This window comes from Corynebacterium sp. BD556, assembly GCF_038452275.1.
GTDB classification, from domain to species: domain Bacteria; phylum Actinomycetota; class Actinomycetes; order Mycobacteriales; family Mycobacteriaceae; genus Corynebacterium; species Corynebacterium mayonis.
On sequence record NZ_CP141643.1, the window covers coordinates 1,316,967 to 1,334,075 of the forward strand.

Below are 17,109 nucleotides of genomic sequence, written 5' to 3' on the forward strand. Positions count from 1 at the left end.
CTCCCCCCGTACGCAAACTGTCATCTAGATCACTTCATGGAGGACAACGTGTCTAACAACACAGTCGAGACTCACCGCGGCCCCTACCCGACGCTCTCCTACCCTGAAACAGACATCTACAGCTTAATTTTCGGGGAGCTAAACGAGCACGACGCGCAGCTTTTGGCCATCACCGAGCTCACCACTGACAACTCGGTGACCTACGCGGAGCTCAAGGCCATGGCCGAGGCAATCGCCGGCGAGTTGAGCGCCCGCGGAATCGGTGCCGGCGATGTTGTCACCCTCCAGATCCCCAACTCCATCAATTTCGCCGCCGCCCTTCTGGGCATCCTGCGCATCGGCGCAATCTGCAACCCGGTCGGCATGCTGATGAACCAGGCGGACGTCGCGCACATCCTTGAAGCCTCCGAGTCCAAACTGTTCATCGGCCCGACGAACATGGAGCAGGTCCCACAGATCTTCTCCATGGAGCTTGAAGCCATCGCGCGGCGCAACCGCACAGCCCCCGATATCGCGGTCGATGTTGACTCCGTCGCCGCGATCCCCTTCTCCTCGGGAACAACCGGGCTTCCCAAGGGCGTGCAGCTCACCCACCGCAACCTCGTGTCCAACATGTTGCAAACCAACTACATGATGGAGCGAAACGGCATCACCCCCACCACCCCCACCTTGACCGTTTTGCCCTTTTCCCACATTTACGGCTTCACGGTGCTCCTGCTCACTCCGCTGATGAACCGGCAGCACCTGTTCACCCTGCCCAAGTTCGACATGCAGCAGTTCCTGCGCGCACATAAGGACCACGACATCGCGATGACCTTCATCGCTCCGCCGATGGCTGTCGCCCTGGCCAAAGACGAAACCATCGACCCGGAGTGGTTCGCGGCATCTCGTCTCATCCTCTGCGGCGCAGCTCCGATCGACGCCGACACGACCCGACATGTGGAAAACCGCTACGGCACCAAACTCATCCAGGCTTGGGGGATGACCGAGGCCTCGCCGGTGGTGACTATGAACATTCACGGCGAGACGGGGATTGAAAGCGTCGGCATGCCCGTGCCTGACAGTGAGATTCGCGTTGTCGCCCTCGAGACGACCGACGACGTGGCGCGTGGCGAGCAGGGCGAGATCTTGGTTCGCGGGCCGCAGGTGATGAAGGGCTACCTCAACAACGACAAGGCGAATGCGGAAATTTTCGTCGATGGCTGGATGCGCACGGGCGATATTGGATACATCGACGACACTGGCGGCCTTCGTATCGTGGATCGCGCCAAGGAAGTAATTAAGTACAAGGGCTACCAGGTCGCCCCCGCCGAGCTTGAGGCCCTCCTCCTCGGCCACCCCGAGGTCAAAGATGTCGGAGTGGTGGGCGCAGACCAGGGCGGTCTAGAAATCCCGCACGCCTTCGTGGTCAAACGCGATGGCGCTTCCGTTAGTGAAGATGAGCTGACCGAGTGGGTCGCAGAGCGTGTCACCCCCTACAAGAAGATCCGTGCCGTCACCTTCATCGGTGAGGTGCCGCGGAACCCAAGCGGAAAAATCCTGCGGCGCGAGCTTCGGGCCAGAACTTAAAGATCTACAGGCCGAAAGTCCTAAAGGTACGCCCCCGTTGCATTAGAGTGAGATGCGAGTCACAATCGGCTGACTTCTTGCTCACGACAACAGATAGGACACCTACGTCATGCACCCCAACGAACCGTTCCGGCAGTTCCAAGGCATCCCGCTTGATGCACGCACCGACTACTACCAGGTCTTCGCCGATGTAGACGGCGCAGATCTCGAATGGTGGAAGAAAACCCGCGAGTTCTGCGAGTGGGCCCGCCCGAGAGTTAACCAGGCTTGGGAAAACGCCGAGTACGACATCGAAATGGTCGAGGAAGCCTCTCGGCGCGGCCTGATCCGCGATGGCATTGACATCCCGGGGGAAGATCCCATGAGCATCCGCGCCCGCCGCCTCATCGGCTTCGAGCTCGCCCGCCTGGACGCTTCGACCGCCACTGCCCAAGGCGTGCAGGCGGGATTGGCCATGCGCTCCATTGAGATGTTGGGAAGTGAGGAGCAAAAAGAGAAGTACCTCGCCGCCATGGCAAGGATGGAAATCCGCGGCGCCTTCGCGCTGACGGAACCCGACCACGGCTCCGACTCAATCGCCTTGGAAACCAGCGCGGTGCGCGACGGCGACGAGTGGGTCATCAACGGTGAAAAGAAGTGGATCGGCCACGGCTCCGTCGGACACATCACCGTTGTCTACGCCCGCATGGACGACGGCAATGTCGGCGCCTTCATCGTCGACCAGGACGCTGCGGGATACAACGCCGAAACCATCACCGGCAAAGCGGCGCTGCGTGGCATCCCACAGGCGCACATCCGACTCAACGAGGTCCGCGTCAGCGAAGATCGTCGCCTCCCAGGCTGCAGAAGCTTCCGCGATGCGGCGAAGGTGCTCATGGGCACTCGCATTGGTGTGGCCTGGAGCAGCTTCGGCGTGGCCGTCGACTGCTACGAAACAGCCCTGAAGTACGCCTCCGAACGCATCCAGTTCGGCCGACCCCTGATCAAAAACCAGGTGATCCAGCAGCGCCTGGCGGACATGCTCATGGATGTCACCACCCTCGCCCTGTACTGCAAGCGTCTCCTTGAGCTCGAGGAGGAAGGCACCGTCACCGAGCAGCAGGCCGCCTTGGCCAAGGTCACCAGCACTCGCGCTGCACGCCGCGTGGCAGCTAACGCCCGCGACATGCTGGGTGGGGTGGGTATTTTACTGGAAAACAACGTTATGCGCCACATGGCCGACATTGAGACGCTGCACACCTACGAAGGCACCGACACTATGCAGTCGCTCATCGTGGGTAAGTCCATCACCGGCGTCAGCGCCTTCACCGGCTAGGAGTCGCGCATGCTGGATCCGAAAATCGACTTCTACGGCGTCTTTTCCGACGTCAGTGGCGACGATCTCGAATGGTGGCAGGCCGCCCGGGACTACTGCGATTCCATTCGCGGCCACGTCAATGAGGCGTGGGAAAACGCCGAATACAACATCCCTGCGGTTGAGGATGCCGCGCGCCGTGGTTTGGTGCGCGACGGCATCGACATCGCCGGGATGAAGCCGATGAGTGTGCGTGCAAACCGTCTCATCGCGCTGGAGTTGGCCCGATGCGACGCCTCCACGGCCACCGCAGTGATCGTCCAGGCTGGTCTTGCCATGCAGGCGATCAACATGTGCGGCTCCGAGGCGCAGAAGGAGAAATTCCTCGACCCCATGTCGCGCATGGAGGTTCGTGGTGCCTTCGCGTTGACAGAGCCCGACCATGGCTCCGACTCGATCGGGTTGGAAACCAGCGCTCTGCGCGACGGCGACGAGTGGGTCATCAACGGCGAGAAGAAGTGGATCGGCCACGGCTCCGTCGGCCACATCGCGGTGGTGTGGGCCCGCATGAACAACGGTGAGGTCGGCGCTTTCATCGTCGACCAGGACACGCCCGGCTATCATGCCGAAACGATCACCGGCAAGGCCTCGCTGCGCGGCATCCCGCAGGCCCATATTCGCTTCGACAACGTGAGGGTGCATGAGTCACGTCGCTTGCCTCACGCGAACTCTTTCCGCGATACCGCGGCGGTGCTCGGCGGCACGCGCGTTGGCGTGGCGTGGACTGCGACCGGGATGGCAATTAACTGCTACGAAACAGCCTTGGAGTACGCCTCGGAGCGCATCCAGTTCGGCCGTCCCTTGATCAAAAACCAAATCATTCAGCAGCGGTTGGCGGATATGCTTTCCGACGTCACCTCGATGCTTTTGCATTGCCGCCATGTGCTCGACCTTGAGCAGTCAGGCACATTAAGCGAAAAGCAGGCCGCCTTGGCCAAGGTGTTTTGCACCCGCAAGGCGCGCAGTGTTGCGGCGCAAGCCCGCGACATGCTCGGCGGTGTGGGCATCTTGCTGGAGAACAATGCGATGAGGCACTTTGCCGATATTGAATCCCTGCACACCTACGAAGGCACTGACACCATCCAATCGTTGATCGTGGGAAAGACGATTACGAACGTGAGCGCCTACAGATAATTAAGGAAGGTTATGACCATGGCACAAGCAACCGATCTCCTCTCCCCCACCACCGACTACTTCGGTGTTTTCTCCGATATTGACGGTGCGGACTTGCAGTGGTGGGCTACGGCGCGCAAGGCGGCGGACCGGGCCCGGGAAACCGTGAACGAGTCGTGGGAAAACGCCCACTACAACGTGGACGGTGTGCGTGAAACTGCGAGGATGGGTTTGCTCCGTGACGGCATCGACATCGAAGGCTTCGCCCCTATGAGCACGCGCGCCGCGCGCCTTGTCGCTTTCGAGCTCTCTCGCGCGGATCTGTCTCTCGGCGGGGCGCTCGGTGTGCAGGCCGGCCTGGTCATGCAAACTATTGCCCAGTGTGGTTCTGAGGCGCAAAAGGAGGAGTTTTTGGGTCCGCTTGCGCGCGCTGAGATTCTCGGTTCCTTCGCTTTGACCGAGCCCGATCACGGTTCCGATTCGGTCGCGCTGGAGACTACCGCTGTGCGCAAAGGCGATCAGTGGGTTATCAACGGCGAGAAGAAGTGGATCGGCAACGGCTCCGTGGGCGATATCGCCATTGTGTGGGCGCGCATGGACGACGGGGAGGTCGGCGGTTTCATCGTTGACCAGGACACGCCCGGCTACTCCGCGGAGACGATCACGGGTAAAGCCTCGCTACGAGGTCTTTACCAGGCACACATTTCGCTTGTCGACGTCCACGTCCCCCACGACCGGAAACTTCCCGGCGCGGCCTCTTTCCGCGACACCGCGAAGGTGATCGCTGGAACTCGCATCGCCTCCGCTTTCTTCGCCCTCGGCGCTGCAACCGACTGCTACGAAAAGGCTCTTGACTACGCCAAACAGCGGGTTCAGTTCGGCCGCACGCTGGTGCATAACCAGATCATTCAGCAGCGCCTTGCCGATATGCTCCAGGAGCTTACGTCGATGATGCTCTACTGCCGCCACATCCTTGATTTGGAGACTTCCGGCGCCCTCGACGAGCGTCAGGCTTCCTTGGCTAAGGTTCACTGCACGCGCATGGCGCGCAGTATCGCGGCCAATGCCCGCGATATGTTTGGCGGTGTCGGTATCTTGCTGGAAAACGATGTGATGCGCCACATGGCTGATATTGAGGCGCTCCACACTTTCGAGGGCACCGACACGATGCAGTCGCTGATTGTGGGCAAGGCCATTACCGGGGTGAGCGCTTTCCGCAGCTAACCCCGGAACCTCGAACGGGTTTTAGACCCGTTCGATGATGGTGGCGTTGGCCATGCCGCCGCCTTCGCACATGACCTGCAGGCCGTAGCGCCCGCCGGTGCGTTCCAGGTCCGCAAGCAGGGTGGACAAAAGCCTGGTCCCGGAGGAGCCCAGTGCGTGGCCAAGCGCGATCGCCCCACCGGAGACATTGGCTTTGTCGAAGTCAATGCCAAGTTCGCGCGCCCACACTAGGGGCACGGGGGCGAAGGCTTCATTGCACTCGAACAAGTCGATCTCGTCGACTTGCAGGCCCACCCTATCGAGCGCCTTTTGCGTCGCCGGTGCGGGGGCGGTGAACATGATCACCGGGTCGGCTCCCGCGACGGCGAAGGAGACGAAGCGGGCGCGTGGAGTCAAACCGAGTTTTTCGGCGACGGATTCCTCCATGATCAGCGCCGCGGAGGCGCCATCTGTGAGCGGGGAGGAGTTTCCGGGGGTGATCATCCACTCCACCTCAGGGAAGCGCGCCTTGAATTTCTCGTTGACGAAGGACGGGCGAAGCCCGCTGAGTGCTTCCGCGGTGGTGGGGCGCATGGTTTCGTCGACGGTGTGCGTCAGGGTGTTGCCGTCGGCGTCTTTCACCTCGACCGGAATGATCGTGGATTCGAAGTGGCCTTGTTCGGTGGCGGCGAGGGCACGGCGGTGTGAACGTGCAGCGAAGGCGTCGAGCTCGTCCCGGGTGAGCTTGTAGCGAGCGGCGAGCAGCTCAGCCGACAGGCCCTGGTGGACCAGTCCCGGGTTGTAGCGCTTCCTCACCGAAGGCCCCTGGTTGTCGGCGTCTTGCAGCGAAGCCCCGAGTGGCACTCGGCTCATAGATTCGACGCCCGCTGCCACTGCAATGTCGTAGGCGCCGGCCATGATTCCCTGGGCCGCGAAGTGGACCGCTTGTTGGCTAGAGCCGCACTGGCGGTCGACGGTGGTAGCTGGGACGGACTCGGGCCAACCGGCGGCAAGCACTGCTTGGCGCGAGATGTTCATCGACTGCTCGCCGACCTGGCTGACGCAGCCGGTGATGACGTCATCAACGAGCGCCGGATCGAGGTTGTTTCTTTCCTGCAGTGCCTGCAAAACGGTGGCCAAAAGATCAACTGGGTGCACGCCGGACAGCGCACCTCCGGGTTTGCCTTTGCCCACGGCGGTGCGCACTACATCGACAATAACCGCGTTTTTCATTTTCGTTTCCCTCCCGGTTTCTACTTAATTCCCATGCGGATCGCGCCGTCGAGGCGGATCGTCTCACCGTTGAGCATTGGGTTTTCGACGATGGAGCTGACCAGTTGCGCGTACTCCGCTGGGCGTCCCAACCTGGAGGGGTGGGGAACCTGCTTCCCTAGGGAGGCCTTGACCTCCTCCGGGAGCTGCGCGAGCATGGGGGTTTCGAAGGTGCCCGGCGCGATGGTCACCACCCGAATCTGGGCGCGGGAGAGATCGCGGGCAATGGGCAAGGTCATGCCGACCACTCCGGCCTTGGATGCCGAGTAGGCTGCTTGGCCCATTTGCCCGTCGAAGGCGGCGACGGAGGCGGTGTTGATGATCACGCCGCGTTCCTCACCGTCGGGCTGGTTATCCAGCATGGCCTGTGCGCTGAGGCGAATGACGTTGAAGGTGCCGACGAGGTTGACGTCGATTACCTTTTGGAAATCCGCGAGCGGGAAGGCGCCGCTGGACCCGGCGGTCTTAATGCCGTTGGCGATGCCAGCGCAGTTCACCACGATGGCTAGGGTGCCGGCGGAGTTCGCGGCGTTTACCGCGGACTGCACTTGGTCCTCTTTGGTCACGTCTACGCCGTGGAACTCGATCTTTGCGCCGGTTTCTTCCCGCAGGGCGTCAAGGCCGCTTTGGTCGGCTCCGGGCAGGTCGGCCACCACGACGCGCGCCCCCGCTTTAGCCAGGGAGGTGGCTGTGGCCAGGCCGAGCCCGGAGGCCCCGCCCGTCACGATTGCTGTTTTTCCCTGAATCCGCATACGTCATGTCCTTTCACACCATTGATGGTTTTTCCACCCATCAACCTACATCAGGAATTGGTGATCTGGAGCATATTTTCTCAGGCTGAGGAAACCTCCTCGCATTAGTTCTTGAGCGGTTTGCGGGTGGTCGCCATGTGGTGCGCCCGCTCTGCGTTTTCGGGCCGGGCGAGCACTTCCGAGGCCGCTTCGACCTGACGGTCGGCAAGCTCCGCCTCGCTGGCGGTGCCCTCGCCGGCAAAGACGCGGGCCAAAGCCGCACCGATCGCCTTGTCCGTCTCCGAGCCCGCCGTGTACTCCAAAGTGTCCGTGGTCAGCGGCAGCTCAGCGTCCTCTGGGGCGGTGTAGCCCTCGGCCAGCGAGCGCGCCAGCTCCACAGCATCGGCAACAACATGGTCCGGGCTCATGACAATGCGATCGTGTGCCCGCCAGAAGTCAAGGTTGACGGCGGGTACTGGGCGCACGTCGAGAAGCGCCTCGTAGGCGGTGCGGTGTGGGTTGTCCACTCCGAGGTCGAGGAGGCGTTCTAACAGGCGAACCGGGCCGGACCAGGCAGGGAACAGACCAACGGAACGCTCCGGGAAACCCACACGAGTCTCGGCGTGGATGACCGCGGCGTCAGTGTGGAGGAGCAGCTCCATGCCGCCGCCGAGAGCCACGCCGCGCACTGCGCCGACAACCGGATAAGGCGCGCGGCGCAGAGCACGCAGCCCATCAAGGCCCTGGCGGATCGTCGCCTCGCGGGCTTGAGGGTCGCCGTCGGGGCCGGATAGCTCCGCCAAGCGCGGCAGGTTCGCCCCCGCGGAGAAGGCGCGCTCCTCGTCGTTGGCGATAACCAGCGCGCGCAGCGGCCAGTCCCCGGCGCGTGTGAACAGCTCAGTGACGTCGTCGGTCGAGGAGTTCATCGGGGTTTGGTAGACGAACACGCCGAGGCCGTCATCAAGCTTGTAGACGCTCGCGCCGGCATTGCCGTCGACCTTCTCCGCGCCGGCGATGAGGTCGGACACACGCACGACGCCTTCGCGCTGCGGGCGTTCGACCAGTTCTCCTGCGGTGCTCAACACCTTGCCGCCGGAGTAGAAACCACCCGCGGCGCGGGCCTTGTCCAGCAAGGCTGGCGGGGCGTCGAAAAGCGCGGCGGCGTAGTCAAGCCCGATAGCGTCGGCAAGCGCGAAGGGGCCCTTCTTCCAGCCGTAACCAAGCTCGATGGCGGTGTCAATCTGGTCGACCGTGTCCGCGATCTCCGCGGCCGTATCACAGCAGTACTCGACGAGCACACGGAAGACCTCGCGCGCGAAATCGCCCTCGGCGGTGCCCGAGTCCATCAACGCACGCGGATCCTTGGCAACCTCATAGTTGCGCCGCTGGCGGTAGTCGTGCGCCTCAAAGTCGTAGACCTCGTCGCGGCCACGGTAAAACCCGGACTCGGCGGTGCGCCCAGTCAAACCCTTGTCCAGCAGCTCCTTAAACTGCGGCGTGGCGGTGATCGCGTAGCGCTGCATCGCGTCAGTGTTTGGCAACGCGTCCATCATCGAACCCCAAATATGGGGCGCTACCTGCAGCCCAATGTAGTCAAACAGTCCGAAAACGCCGGTGCGGGGCACGCCGAAAGGACGACCGAAGGCCACATCGGCTTGTTCGGGAACAATGCCTGTGTCCAGGGCGATCTGAGCGGCGGCACCCATCCAAAAAGACCCGATGCGGTTAGCAATGAAACCAGGGGTGTCGCGGCAGTCCACGACGACCTTGCCCAACTGCCGCTCAAGCACATCGCGCAGCTTATCGACGCTTCCCGGCGCCGTTGCCGGGCCGGCAACCAACTCCACCAGGCGCATCACGCGCGGCGGGTTGAAAAAGTGGGTGATGGCGAAGTCAGACTTGAACTCATCGCTCGCTTCACTGAGCAAAACCTGCAAAGGGATGGATGAGGTGTTGGAGGTCACTGGCGTACCGGGGCTGCGATGGGCGTCGATTTTGGCGAACGTGTCGCGTTTGACGTTGATATCTTCAAAGACCGCTTCAACGATCCACTCCGCCTCGGCGAGACGCTCCAAGTGGTCTTCGGTGTTGCCGGGGATGACGCGCTCGGCGAACTCCTGACGCTGGAAACCGTGGCGGGCGAGCTGAGTTTCGATGCCTTTGCGGGCGCGGGCGTTGCGGTCCTCGCCGTCTGCTGGCAGGTCAAGCAGGTGGACGGTGATACCGGCGTTGGCCATCAAGGCGGCGATGCCGGCCCCCATGGAGCCAGCTCCGAGGACTGCGGCGGTGGTGACATCAAAAGACATGCGTTTTCCTAACCTCCTGTGAGAGGGTGACGGTGAACAATAAGTGCTACCGATCATAACGCAGGTCACATTCCTGGCTAGTCCTCCGCCGCACCTAAATGCTGGGTAACCAGGTAGCCGTGGCGCATGCGCTGGACAATCTCGGAGCGCATCTTAATGATGAGGAACCACACAATGCCGAACATGATGCCAACAACCGAAACTGACCAGTGCACAAAAAACCCGAAAATCAGCGGAATCTGCGCACCGAGGTCCGCCCACAAAGCCCACGGCTTTTTTTGCACGAAGGCCAACGCGACGTGCGCCAAGCCGACAAGGGTGATGTAGACCCAATTGAACGTGGTCCAATAAGCACCGCCGTCGACTTTGAGCACCACCAAAAGGATCAGCAAAATTGTGATCGCTTCCATGATCAAGGTCCCGCTCAACACCCCGTTTAGCCCCTTCATTGGGTCCTTGACGGGGGCATGGCCCATTCCCAGGGGGCTGACTGGTCGTTCACGTTTCGGGCTCATGTCGACCAAGGATACTGCACCTAGCCCCTGTTTAGGTCCTTGACCTGCGCCCGCTTGCCGGCCGCGGCAACATAAGCAACCACAGGCATGCTGACAACAAAGATTAACACTACCCACGACATCGCAATGTTCACCGACGGCGCCACCTGCAACACAGTAAACAGCCAGGCTAGCGCGGAGAGGAGATAAAGGTTCAAAGACTTGCGGAACATGTGGTTGGCGTCGCGCTCCACCTCAACACATTCGTTGATGGAAGGCACCCCCAACTCTGCGCGCAGCCCCGCCGGAATACCAATCACCGCATCGAGTGTTTCCGAGGGTGCAATAAAGCTGTTCGCGCGCATCTCTGAGTCGTCGGAAATCGACATGGCGCGCGCCACCGCGGTGCGCGCCCCGTAGCGAAGCTGCACGACATCCATATCCTCAATGCCGAGGCTATCCATCGTGTCACGCGACAACCTCACCGCGGTGCGTGACTCGTCGATGTCAAGCGGCCGCACCACCCGCAGCACGTAGGACTGCGACCCAAGGTAGAACTCCCCGAGCCGGTACCAGGCGCGGCGCACCGCCTTGAACCTGTTTTTTGACCGCCGACGAGCGGCAGAAAAAGAAAACACGGTGGCCACTTCCTCATCGAAAACAGGCGAGATCAACAGCGAGAAGAACTCAGCCTTGCGCAGCACACGGCTAGCGGCAACGGTTTCTTCAAAGGACAGCTCCGGTTTCAACGCGAGTGCTGTCGAATCCGGCTTTGGCTGATAAAAACGCCCCAGTTCATCGACGATTTCCGCGGCGAGATCCCCGCGGTGAACCTGGCTTAACTCCAGCGGCGGGTGCAGCCGCAGCAGGATGCGCTGGTAGCGCGAAAGCTTGAGTGTGTCTTCCTCCCCCGAGGTGGCCGGAAGGTAGGGACGCAACTTGTCGGCGTCGACAAAGAAAGCGCAGCCTGTGGCCGGACAGGCCACACGGTAGCGCGGCGCGGGCGGCAGTTGACGGTAGGCGTCATCGGGGATGTTGACCACCTGTGTGCCCGTGTCCTCCAGTGGCTGGAAAGAGTAACCGCGGAAGCGCTGCGTGGCTACGGGCCGCAAACGCACCGCTGGGCCACCAACCACCCGCAACATTCTTTTCGACGCCCGCGGCTTCTCACCGTGCCCCTTCACCACCCGCGCCCACACCTCGTCGTTGACGCGGCACACCTGGTAGCTGTGCAAACTGGCCCAGCCCTCCCACGACTGCGGCAAGACGATCACATCAAAGGGATACTGCGCCACCGCGAACGGCGCCCCATCCAATTCCACCTCGAAAGGCTCACCCAACCACCGACTGAAGTGCTCTGTCACCGCCGCGCCACCTCGTTGAGATACGAGATCACCCGGGAGGCGACGTCAACACCTGTGACCTCACTTAAACTCATAAACTGCGCATTCGAGTTGACCTCGCCCACCAGCGGCTCATCTGAATCCAAAAAGTCCACCGCGCCGATTTCCAATCCCAGTGCAGCCATCGCCCGCCTGGCCACCTCCACGTACTGCGCTGGCGGGTCCCAGGGCTGCGCCTTGCCCCCACCTGTCAGGTTGGCGCGGAAGTCACTTCCTGCGGCGAAGCGGCGCATCGCCGCGACCGGTTCGTCTCCGACCATGTAGACACGCGCATCTGTTCCTCTCGAACGGGCGATGAAGCGCTCCAAAATAATGGGGGCCGGTTGGGTGGCACAAATCATCTCCACTAACTCCTCCTCGTCGGCCACCAGGTGTACTCCCCTGCCCCAGGAACCAACCGCGCGTTTGGCCACCAGGGGATAACCCAGGATCTGCTTCGCCGCAGCAACAGCCTCCGAGGCCCTCCACTGCTCGCGGCTAAGTGTGTCAAAAACATAAGGCAGCACCACAGTGTCGGGGTGAGCGATACCTGCCGCTGTGAGCGCGGCGTGGGTCAACGCCTTGTTGTCGCACATCGCGATCGCCCGCGCGGAGTTGATGCAGCGCACCCCACGCGCCTCCAGCGAGGCGATCAAAGCCACATCCTTATCCATGACCAACGCTACATCCGGCAGCGCGTCACCTCGGGCCACGGCGACCGCGGCGTGGTCGTTGGTGCAACGAGTCAAACTCACCTCATCGGCGCGCTGCAGCAGCGCTTCAAATTGCAGCTCAAAGCGCTGCCACACCAACCACCGGTTGCTCACAAGCCAGGCCGTCGACATCAAAAACCTGCCTCGGCGGCCAACCGCACCACGATGCGCCTGAGCACCCCAGGCAGGACATCACCGATCAGCGCTGGGTTCAACTCCAACTGCACATAAGGAATCCCGGCGCGGCGGGACACATCGGAAGAGACGCGGTTGAGGCCCATCGCGGGGAAGACTTCGTCGACAAGCACCGCGAAACCGGCTGCGGAGAACTCCTCGACCACAATGTCGCGGATATGCCACCGGTGGTAGATGTTGCGGCCGCAACCTGTGCCGAGGATGACGGCCTGTTCGCGCGACGGACTCATCTCATGCAAATCCACGCCAGCTACCACCGATTCGCGGGCAGCCAGCTCGACAGCGGCATCTCGAAACGGGCTGGACTCGTCCGAGTTCGGGTCGGAAAAATCAGCGTCGTTTTTGATCAGGGCGTGGACACCGACCGCGCTGTGCAGCCCACGCGCCAGCTCTGCCGTGGCGGGCTCAGCATACTTCCAACGCCCCTGCCTACGGTGGCGCACAGCATGCGGCGCGGTCACAATAATCGGGCTCCTGCCAGCCAACACGTCGAAAGCGGACATGGCTAAACCACGCGGCGGGCTTCACCCGCAGTGTCGTGCGAACCGGTCACGACGATGGCAGTCGAGCCGACCTCATTGTCCTGATTGTCCTGCGCTAAATCTTTGGCAAGGGCGACAGCGGCTGCCACATCGTGCGCGGTGTAGACCTTTTCATCCCCCGCTATCTCAACGGCGATGGCGGCTAATTCCTGCGTCTCCATCGCGCGCGGGGAAAAGTTACGGGTGACAATGATCTCGCTCATCCCCCCAGCCAAGATCTGCATTATCCCCCGCACATCCTTGTCGCGGGGAAGGGAGACTACGCCGATGACCCGGCTGAAGTCGAAATCGGATTCCAACGTCTCTACCAGCGCCTTTGCTCCAGCCACGTTATGGGTGACGTCGATAAACACCGCCGGATCGCCCGGCAGACGCTCGAGGCGCCCAGGCGCAGACAGGGAGCCGAAGGCGGCGCGGACCGCCGCCAAGTCGAGCGGGCGCGCGCCGGTGGCCCCGAAGAACGCCTCCACCGCAGCGAGCGCCAGCGACGCGTTGTCGGCCTGGTGCGCCCCGGCTAGCGGGAGGAAAACCTCGCTGTAGGTGCCGCCGAGCCCCTGGAGTTCGAGCATCCGCCCGCCGACGGCCAGTCGGTTGTCGGCCACACCGAACTCGCTTCCCAAACGGGCCACGATGGCGTCCACCTCCACCGCCCGACGCAAAATGACCTCCATCGCCTCCGGTTCTTGCCGCCCCACGACGGCGATAGTGCCTCCTGCCGTGGATGTTTTGCCGATTATTCCTGCCTTATGCGCCGCGATCTTTTCAATGTCGTTTCCCAACCAAGCGCTGTGGTCGTGGCTGATCGGGGCAATCACGGAAACATCAGCGTCCACGCAGTTGGTGGCGTCCCAGGTGCCGCCCATGCCCACTTCCACCACCGCCACCTCGACTGGGGCATCAGCGAAGGCGGCATAGGCCAAGCCGACGAGCACCTCGAAGCGGCTCATGGCACCGTCGAAGCGCTCATCGACCATCTCCACATAAGGTTCGATCTCCCGGTAGACGCGCAGGAAGTCGCGGGGGGTGATTTCCTCGCCGTCGATGGAAACGCACTCGAGGATGCTGTTGAGCTCGGGGCTGATAAACAGCCCGACGCGCCGGTTGAGTGTGCGCAGCAGGGCGTCAATCATCCGCGCTGTCGACGTTTTGCCGTTGGTGCCGGCTACGAGAATGACGTTGAAAGACTTTTGGGGCTCGCCGAGCAACTCCATGAGCGTGCAGATCCGGTCGAGGGAAGGGTTGGGGTCTGTCGCCCCGGCGCGCTGGTCGAGATCGGCTACTACCTGCGCCAACTGGGCCAGTTCCTGTTGCGTCGGCTCGGGTGTTGCGAAGGTTTCTTCACCTGCCTCGCTTTCGTCTGGCTGCTGCGTCAAGTTGAGCGTGAGGCCGTGCTCGGTGACGCAGAGTCGGCCGAATTCGCTGTCGATTGCTTCTTTGTCGCCACCGAGTTCCTCAAGGCCTTCGACGCCTTCATCTCCCAACTGGAAACGCAAGTTCTCGCGTGCCGCCCGCAGCTCGTCTTCTCTAGCCATGAGCGCTTAAGCTTCCGGCAACGCTTCGAGACGGGCTGTGACGCGCTCGATTTCCTCCTGAGCCACCTTCTGCCGGGCGCGGATTTTCTCCACTACCGCTTCCGGGGCCTTCGCCAGGAAGGACTCGTTAGCAAGTTTTGCGCCCGTCGTATCCAGTTCCTTCTGCGCGGCCGCAAGCTCTTTGTCCAAACGTTTGCGCTCGGCGGCGACATCAACGGTTCCCGAGGTGTCCAGGGCGACGTTGACCGTCGCTGTGCTCAGGCGCACCTCAATGCTTGCCGACGCTTTAAAGTCCAGCCCCGGCGCTTCCACTCGCGCGATGGAGCGCACAAGGTCCTCTTGGGCAGACAGGTCCGCGGCTGCGAAGTCGAGCTCGGCGGGCACCTTCTGGTTCGGATTGACCCCCTGATCGGCGCGGAAGCGGCGAAGCTGCGTGATCAGCTTGACGCAATCTTCGATGCGGCGGCGCGCGTCGGCGTCTGTTTTATCCCCACCGTTGGTGTCTTGGGCACCCGGCCACGCGGCCTGGGTGACAGTTTCGTGCCCGGTTAACGCAGTCCACAAAACCTCGGTGACGAAGGGCATGCTCGGGTGCAGCAGCCGAAGCACCACATCGAGAACACGGCCCAGCACCAGGCGGGTCGTCTCTGCGCTAGTCGGCATTTGCGTTTTAGCGATCTCTAGGTACCAGTCACACAGTTCATCCCAGGCGAAGTGGTAAAGCTCCTCGTTCGCCTTTGCAAACTGATAATCATCAAGGTAGGCGTCGACACGCGAGCGGACTTCCTCAAGACGATCAAGAATCCACCGATCAGCGTCGCTCAACTCGGCGCGCTGCGGCAGCTGACCAACGGAGGCACCGTTGATCAGGGCAAACTTGGTCGCGTTGTAGAGCTTGGTGGCGAAGTTGCGCGCCGACTGCGCGTGGTCCTCACCAATCGGCAGGTCCACGCCCGGATTCGCACCGCGGGCCAGAGCGAAGCGCAATGCGTCAGCGCCGAAGCGCTCCACCCAATCCATCGGGTCGATGCCGTTGCCCAGCGACTTCGACATCTTACGGCCCTTCTCATCGCGCACCAGGCCGTGCAGGTACAGGTCCTTAAACGGAACCTGGGGGCGGCCTTCGGCGCCGGCACCGAAAACCTCCGGCGTTTGGGTGGCGGCAAAAGTGGCGAACATCATCATGCGCGCCACCCAGAAAAACAAGATGTCGTAGGCAGTGACCAGGACCGACGTGGGGTAGAACTTTTCCAGCTCCGGGGTTTTGTCCGGCCATCCCAGCGTCGAAAACGGCCACAAGGCGGAAGAAAACCACGTATCCAGCACATCGGGGTCCTGGGTGTAGCCGGCAGGCGCTTTTTCATCCGGCCCCACACAGACAACCTCACCTTCAGGCCCGTACCAGATAGGGATCCGGTGGCCCCACCACAATTGGCGCGAAATCGTCCAATCGTGCATGTTATCCACCCAGTCGAAATAGCGCTTCTCCATTGACTGCGGGTGGATCACCGTATCTCCCTGACGCACAGCCTCGGCAGACATGCGGGCCAGCTCGGAGACCTTGACAAACCACTGCAACGACAGGCGCGGCTCAATCGGCTCGCCCGAACGCTCCGAGTGACCCACCGAGTGAACGTATGGGCGCACCTCTTTGACAATGCGGCCCTGCTCAGCGAGCGCCTCGCGCACCGCAACGCGGGCTTCTTCGCGGCTCATGCCGTCGAAGCGGGTCCCGGTGTCGGCAATGCGGCCCTTTTCATCCATGATGATGGGCATTTCAAGATCGTGGCGCAGACCCATCTCGTAGTCGTTCGGGTCATGCGCTGGGGTGATCTTCACCGCGCCGGTACCCAATTCCATGTCGACGTAATCGTCGGCAATGACCTTCACGCTCATCTCCGGGCGCAACGGGTGTTGAAATGTTTCGCCCACTAAATGGGCGTAGCGCTCATCGTCGGGGTGGACGGCGATGGCGACATCACCAAGCATCGTCTCGACACGGGTGGTGGCGACAACGAGGTGGGGTTCGTCGTCGACAAGCGAGCCATAACGCAAGGAAACAAACTCACCCTCGACATCTTTGTAGACAACCTCAATGTCGGACACGGCCGTTTCCAACACCGGGGACCAGTTAACTAAGCGGTAATCGCGGTAGATCAAGCCAGCGTCGTAGAGCTGCTTGAAAATAGTCTGGACCGCCCGTGAAAGGCCCTCGTCGAGGGTGAAGCGTTCACGGGACCAGTCCACGGAATCCCCAATGGCACGCATCTGCCCGGTGATCGCACCGCCGTACTGGTCCTTCCACTGCCAAACCCGGCCGATGAACTCCTCACGCCCATAGGAGTAGCGGTCCCTTCCTTCCTCCTCTTTGAGCTTGGCCTCGACCTTGGATTGGGTGGCAATGCCGGCATGGTCCATGCCCGGCAGCCACAGCACCTCAAAGCCCTGCATGCGCTTCCGGCGCACAATTGAATCCATCAACGTGTGGTCGAGCGCATGGCCCATATGTAGTTGACCTGTCACATTCGGGGGAGGCAGGACAATCGAGAAAGCGGGTTTGCCGCTGTCAGGATCTGCGGTGAAATAGCCCGCATCGACCCAACGCTGGTACAGCTCGGCCTCCACCGACTGCGGTTCCCACGACTTCGGCAGCGCATCCGCGCGGTTCGTCCCTGTCACTATCTTCCCCTCGGTTTGGTCAGT

General features: G+C 62.0%; 13 protein-coding genes. 4 read left to right on the forward strand and 9 right to left on the reverse strand.

The features are described 5' to 3' along the window. Window positions 1-48 precede the first annotated feature (48 nt). The 4 genes from VLL26_RS06155 (at window position 49) to VLL26_RS06170 (ending at window position 5,260) form a co-directional block, all read left to right on the forward strand. Window positions 49-1,569 carry an AMP-binding protein gene (locus VLL26_RS06155; protein WP_342318262.1) on the forward strand — a complete coding sequence of 507 codons (1,521 nt, stop codon included), beginning with the start codon at window positions 49-51 and terminating at the stop codon, window positions 1,567-1,569. A 109-nt stretch (window positions 1,570-1,678) separates the two neighbouring features. Beyond that, window positions 1,679-2,884 (forward strand): acyl-CoA dehydrogenase family protein, encoded by a 1,206-nt coding sequence (locus VLL26_RS06160; protein ID WP_342318263.1) that lies wholly within the window; start codon window positions 1,679-1,681, stop codon window positions 2,882-2,884. 9 nt (window positions 2,885-2,893) lie between these two features. After that, complete coding sequence (locus VLL26_RS06165; RefSeq protein WP_342318264.1) at window positions 2,894-4,057, forward strand: acyl-CoA dehydrogenase family protein; 1,164 nt, start codon at window positions 2,894-2,896, stop codon at window positions 4,055-4,057. A gap of 18 nt (window positions 4,058-4,075) precedes the next feature. Beyond that, window positions 4,076-5,260 carry an acyl-CoA dehydrogenase family protein gene (locus tag VLL26_RS06170; RefSeq protein ID WP_342318265.1) on the forward strand — a complete coding sequence of 395 codons (1,185 nt, stop codon included), beginning with the start codon at window positions 4,076-4,078 and terminating at the stop codon, window positions 5,258-5,260. A gap of 21 nt (window positions 5,261-5,281) precedes the next feature. Here the strand turns inward: VLL26_RS06170 and VLL26_RS06175 are convergent, their stop codons facing one another. From VLL26_RS06175 to VLL26_RS06215, 9 genes are all read right to left on the reverse strand, one after another. Beyond that, entirely contained in the window at window positions 5,282-6,472 is a 1,191-nt protein-coding gene (locus tag VLL26_RS06175) for a thiolase family protein (RefSeq protein ID WP_342318266.1), read from the reverse strand. A gap of 20 nt (window positions 6,473-6,492) precedes the next feature. Further along, entirely contained in the window at window positions 6,493-7,263 is a 771-nt protein-coding gene (locus tag VLL26_RS06180) for a 3-hydroxyacyl-CoA dehydrogenase (RefSeq protein WP_342318267.1), read from the reverse strand. Window positions 7,264-7,367: 104 nt separating this feature from the next. Beyond that, window positions 7,368-9,548, reverse strand: coding sequence for a 3-hydroxyacyl-CoA dehydrogenase/enoyl-CoA hydratase family protein (locus VLL26_RS06185; protein ID WP_342318268.1), 2,181 nt, complete (start codon window positions 9,546-9,548; stop codon window positions 7,368-7,370). A 77-nt stretch (window positions 9,549-9,625) separates the two neighbouring features. Continuing rightward, window positions 9,626-10,063 (reverse strand): DUF4233 domain-containing protein, encoded by a 438-nt coding sequence (locus VLL26_RS06190; RefSeq protein WP_342318269.1) that lies wholly within the window; start codon window positions 10,061-10,063, stop codon window positions 9,626-9,628. A gap of 20 nt (window positions 10,064-10,083) precedes the next feature. Further along, the gene (locus tag VLL26_RS06195; protein ID WP_342318270.1) at window positions 10,084-11,406 is read right to left on the reverse strand and encodes a hypothetical protein; all 1,323 of its coding nucleotides are present in this window, start codon (window positions 11,404-11,406) and stop codon (window positions 10,084-10,086) included. Beyond that, window positions 11,403-12,269: an ATP-grasp domain-containing protein gene (locus VLL26_RS06200; protein ID WP_342318271.1), complete on the reverse strand. Its 867-nt coding sequence runs from the start codon at window positions 12,267-12,269 to the stop codon at window positions 11,403-11,405. Before VLL26_RS06200 ends, VLL26_RS06195 begins: the two co-directional genes overlap by 4 nt. Further along, window positions 12,269-12,835: a hypothetical protein gene (locus tag VLL26_RS06205; RefSeq protein ID WP_342318272.1), complete on the reverse strand. Its 567-nt coding sequence runs from the start codon at window positions 12,833-12,835 to the stop codon at window positions 12,269-12,271. The genes VLL26_RS06200 and VLL26_RS06205 overlap by 1 nt, the downstream gene beginning before the upstream one ends. A 2-nt stretch (window positions 12,836-12,837) precedes the next feature. Beyond that, window positions 12,838-14,406, reverse strand: a complete 1,569-nt coding sequence (locus tag VLL26_RS06210) for a bifunctional folylpolyglutamate synthase/dihydrofolate synthase (protein WP_342318273.1) — start codon at window positions 14,404-14,406, stop codon at window positions 12,838-12,840. 6 nt (window positions 14,407-14,412) lie between these two features. Continuing rightward, window positions 14,413-17,085, reverse strand: coding sequence for a valine--tRNA ligase (locus VLL26_RS06215; protein WP_425292254.1), 2,673 nt, complete (start codon window positions 17,083-17,085; stop codon window positions 14,413-14,415). Window positions 17,086-17,109: the final 24 nt, after the last annotated feature.

What these genes read in the sequence shown, in the direction of transcription:
- VLL26_RS06165 (WP_342318264.1), top strand. Translation starts at nt 2,894, where the DNA reads ATGCTGGATCCGAAAATCGACTTCTACGGCGTCTTTTCCGACGTCAGT.
- VLL26_RS06175 (WP_342318266.1), bottom strand. Translation starts at nt 6,472, where the DNA reads ATGAAAAACGCGGTTATTGTCGATGTAGTGCGCACCGCCGTGGGCAAA.
- VLL26_RS06185 (WP_342318268.1), bottom strand. Translation starts at nt 9,548, where the DNA reads ATGTCTTTTGATGTCACCACCGCCGCAGTCCTCGGAGCTGGCTCCATG.
- VLL26_RS06180 (WP_342318267.1), bottom strand. Translation starts at nt 7,263, where the DNA reads ATGCGGATTCAGGGAAAAACAGCAATCGTGACGGGCGGGGCCTCCGGG.
- VLL26_RS06190 (WP_342318269.1), bottom strand. Translation starts at nt 10,063, where the DNA reads ATGAGCCCGAAACGTGAACGACCAGTCAGCCCCCTGGGAATGGGCCAT.
- VLL26_RS06200 (WP_342318271.1), bottom strand. Translation starts at nt 12,269, where the DNA reads ATGTCGACGGCCTGGCTTGTGAGCAACCGGTGGTTGGTGTGGCAGCGC.
- VLL26_RS06210 (WP_342318273.1), bottom strand. Translation starts at nt 14,406, where the DNA reads ATGGCTAGAGAAGACGAGCTGCGGGCGGCACGCGAGAACTTGCGTTTC.
- VLL26_RS06160 (WP_342318263.1), top strand. Translation starts at nt 1,679, where the DNA reads ATGCACCCCAACGAACCGTTCCGGCAGTTCCAAGGCATCCCGCTTGAT.
- VLL26_RS06170 (WP_342318265.1), top strand. Translation starts at nt 4,076, where the DNA reads ATGGCACAAGCAACCGATCTCCTCTCCCCCACCACCGACTACTTCGGT.
- VLL26_RS06205 (WP_342318272.1), bottom strand. Translation starts at nt 12,835, where the DNA reads ATGTCCGCTTTCGACGTGTTGGCTGGCAGGAGCCCGATTATTGTGACC.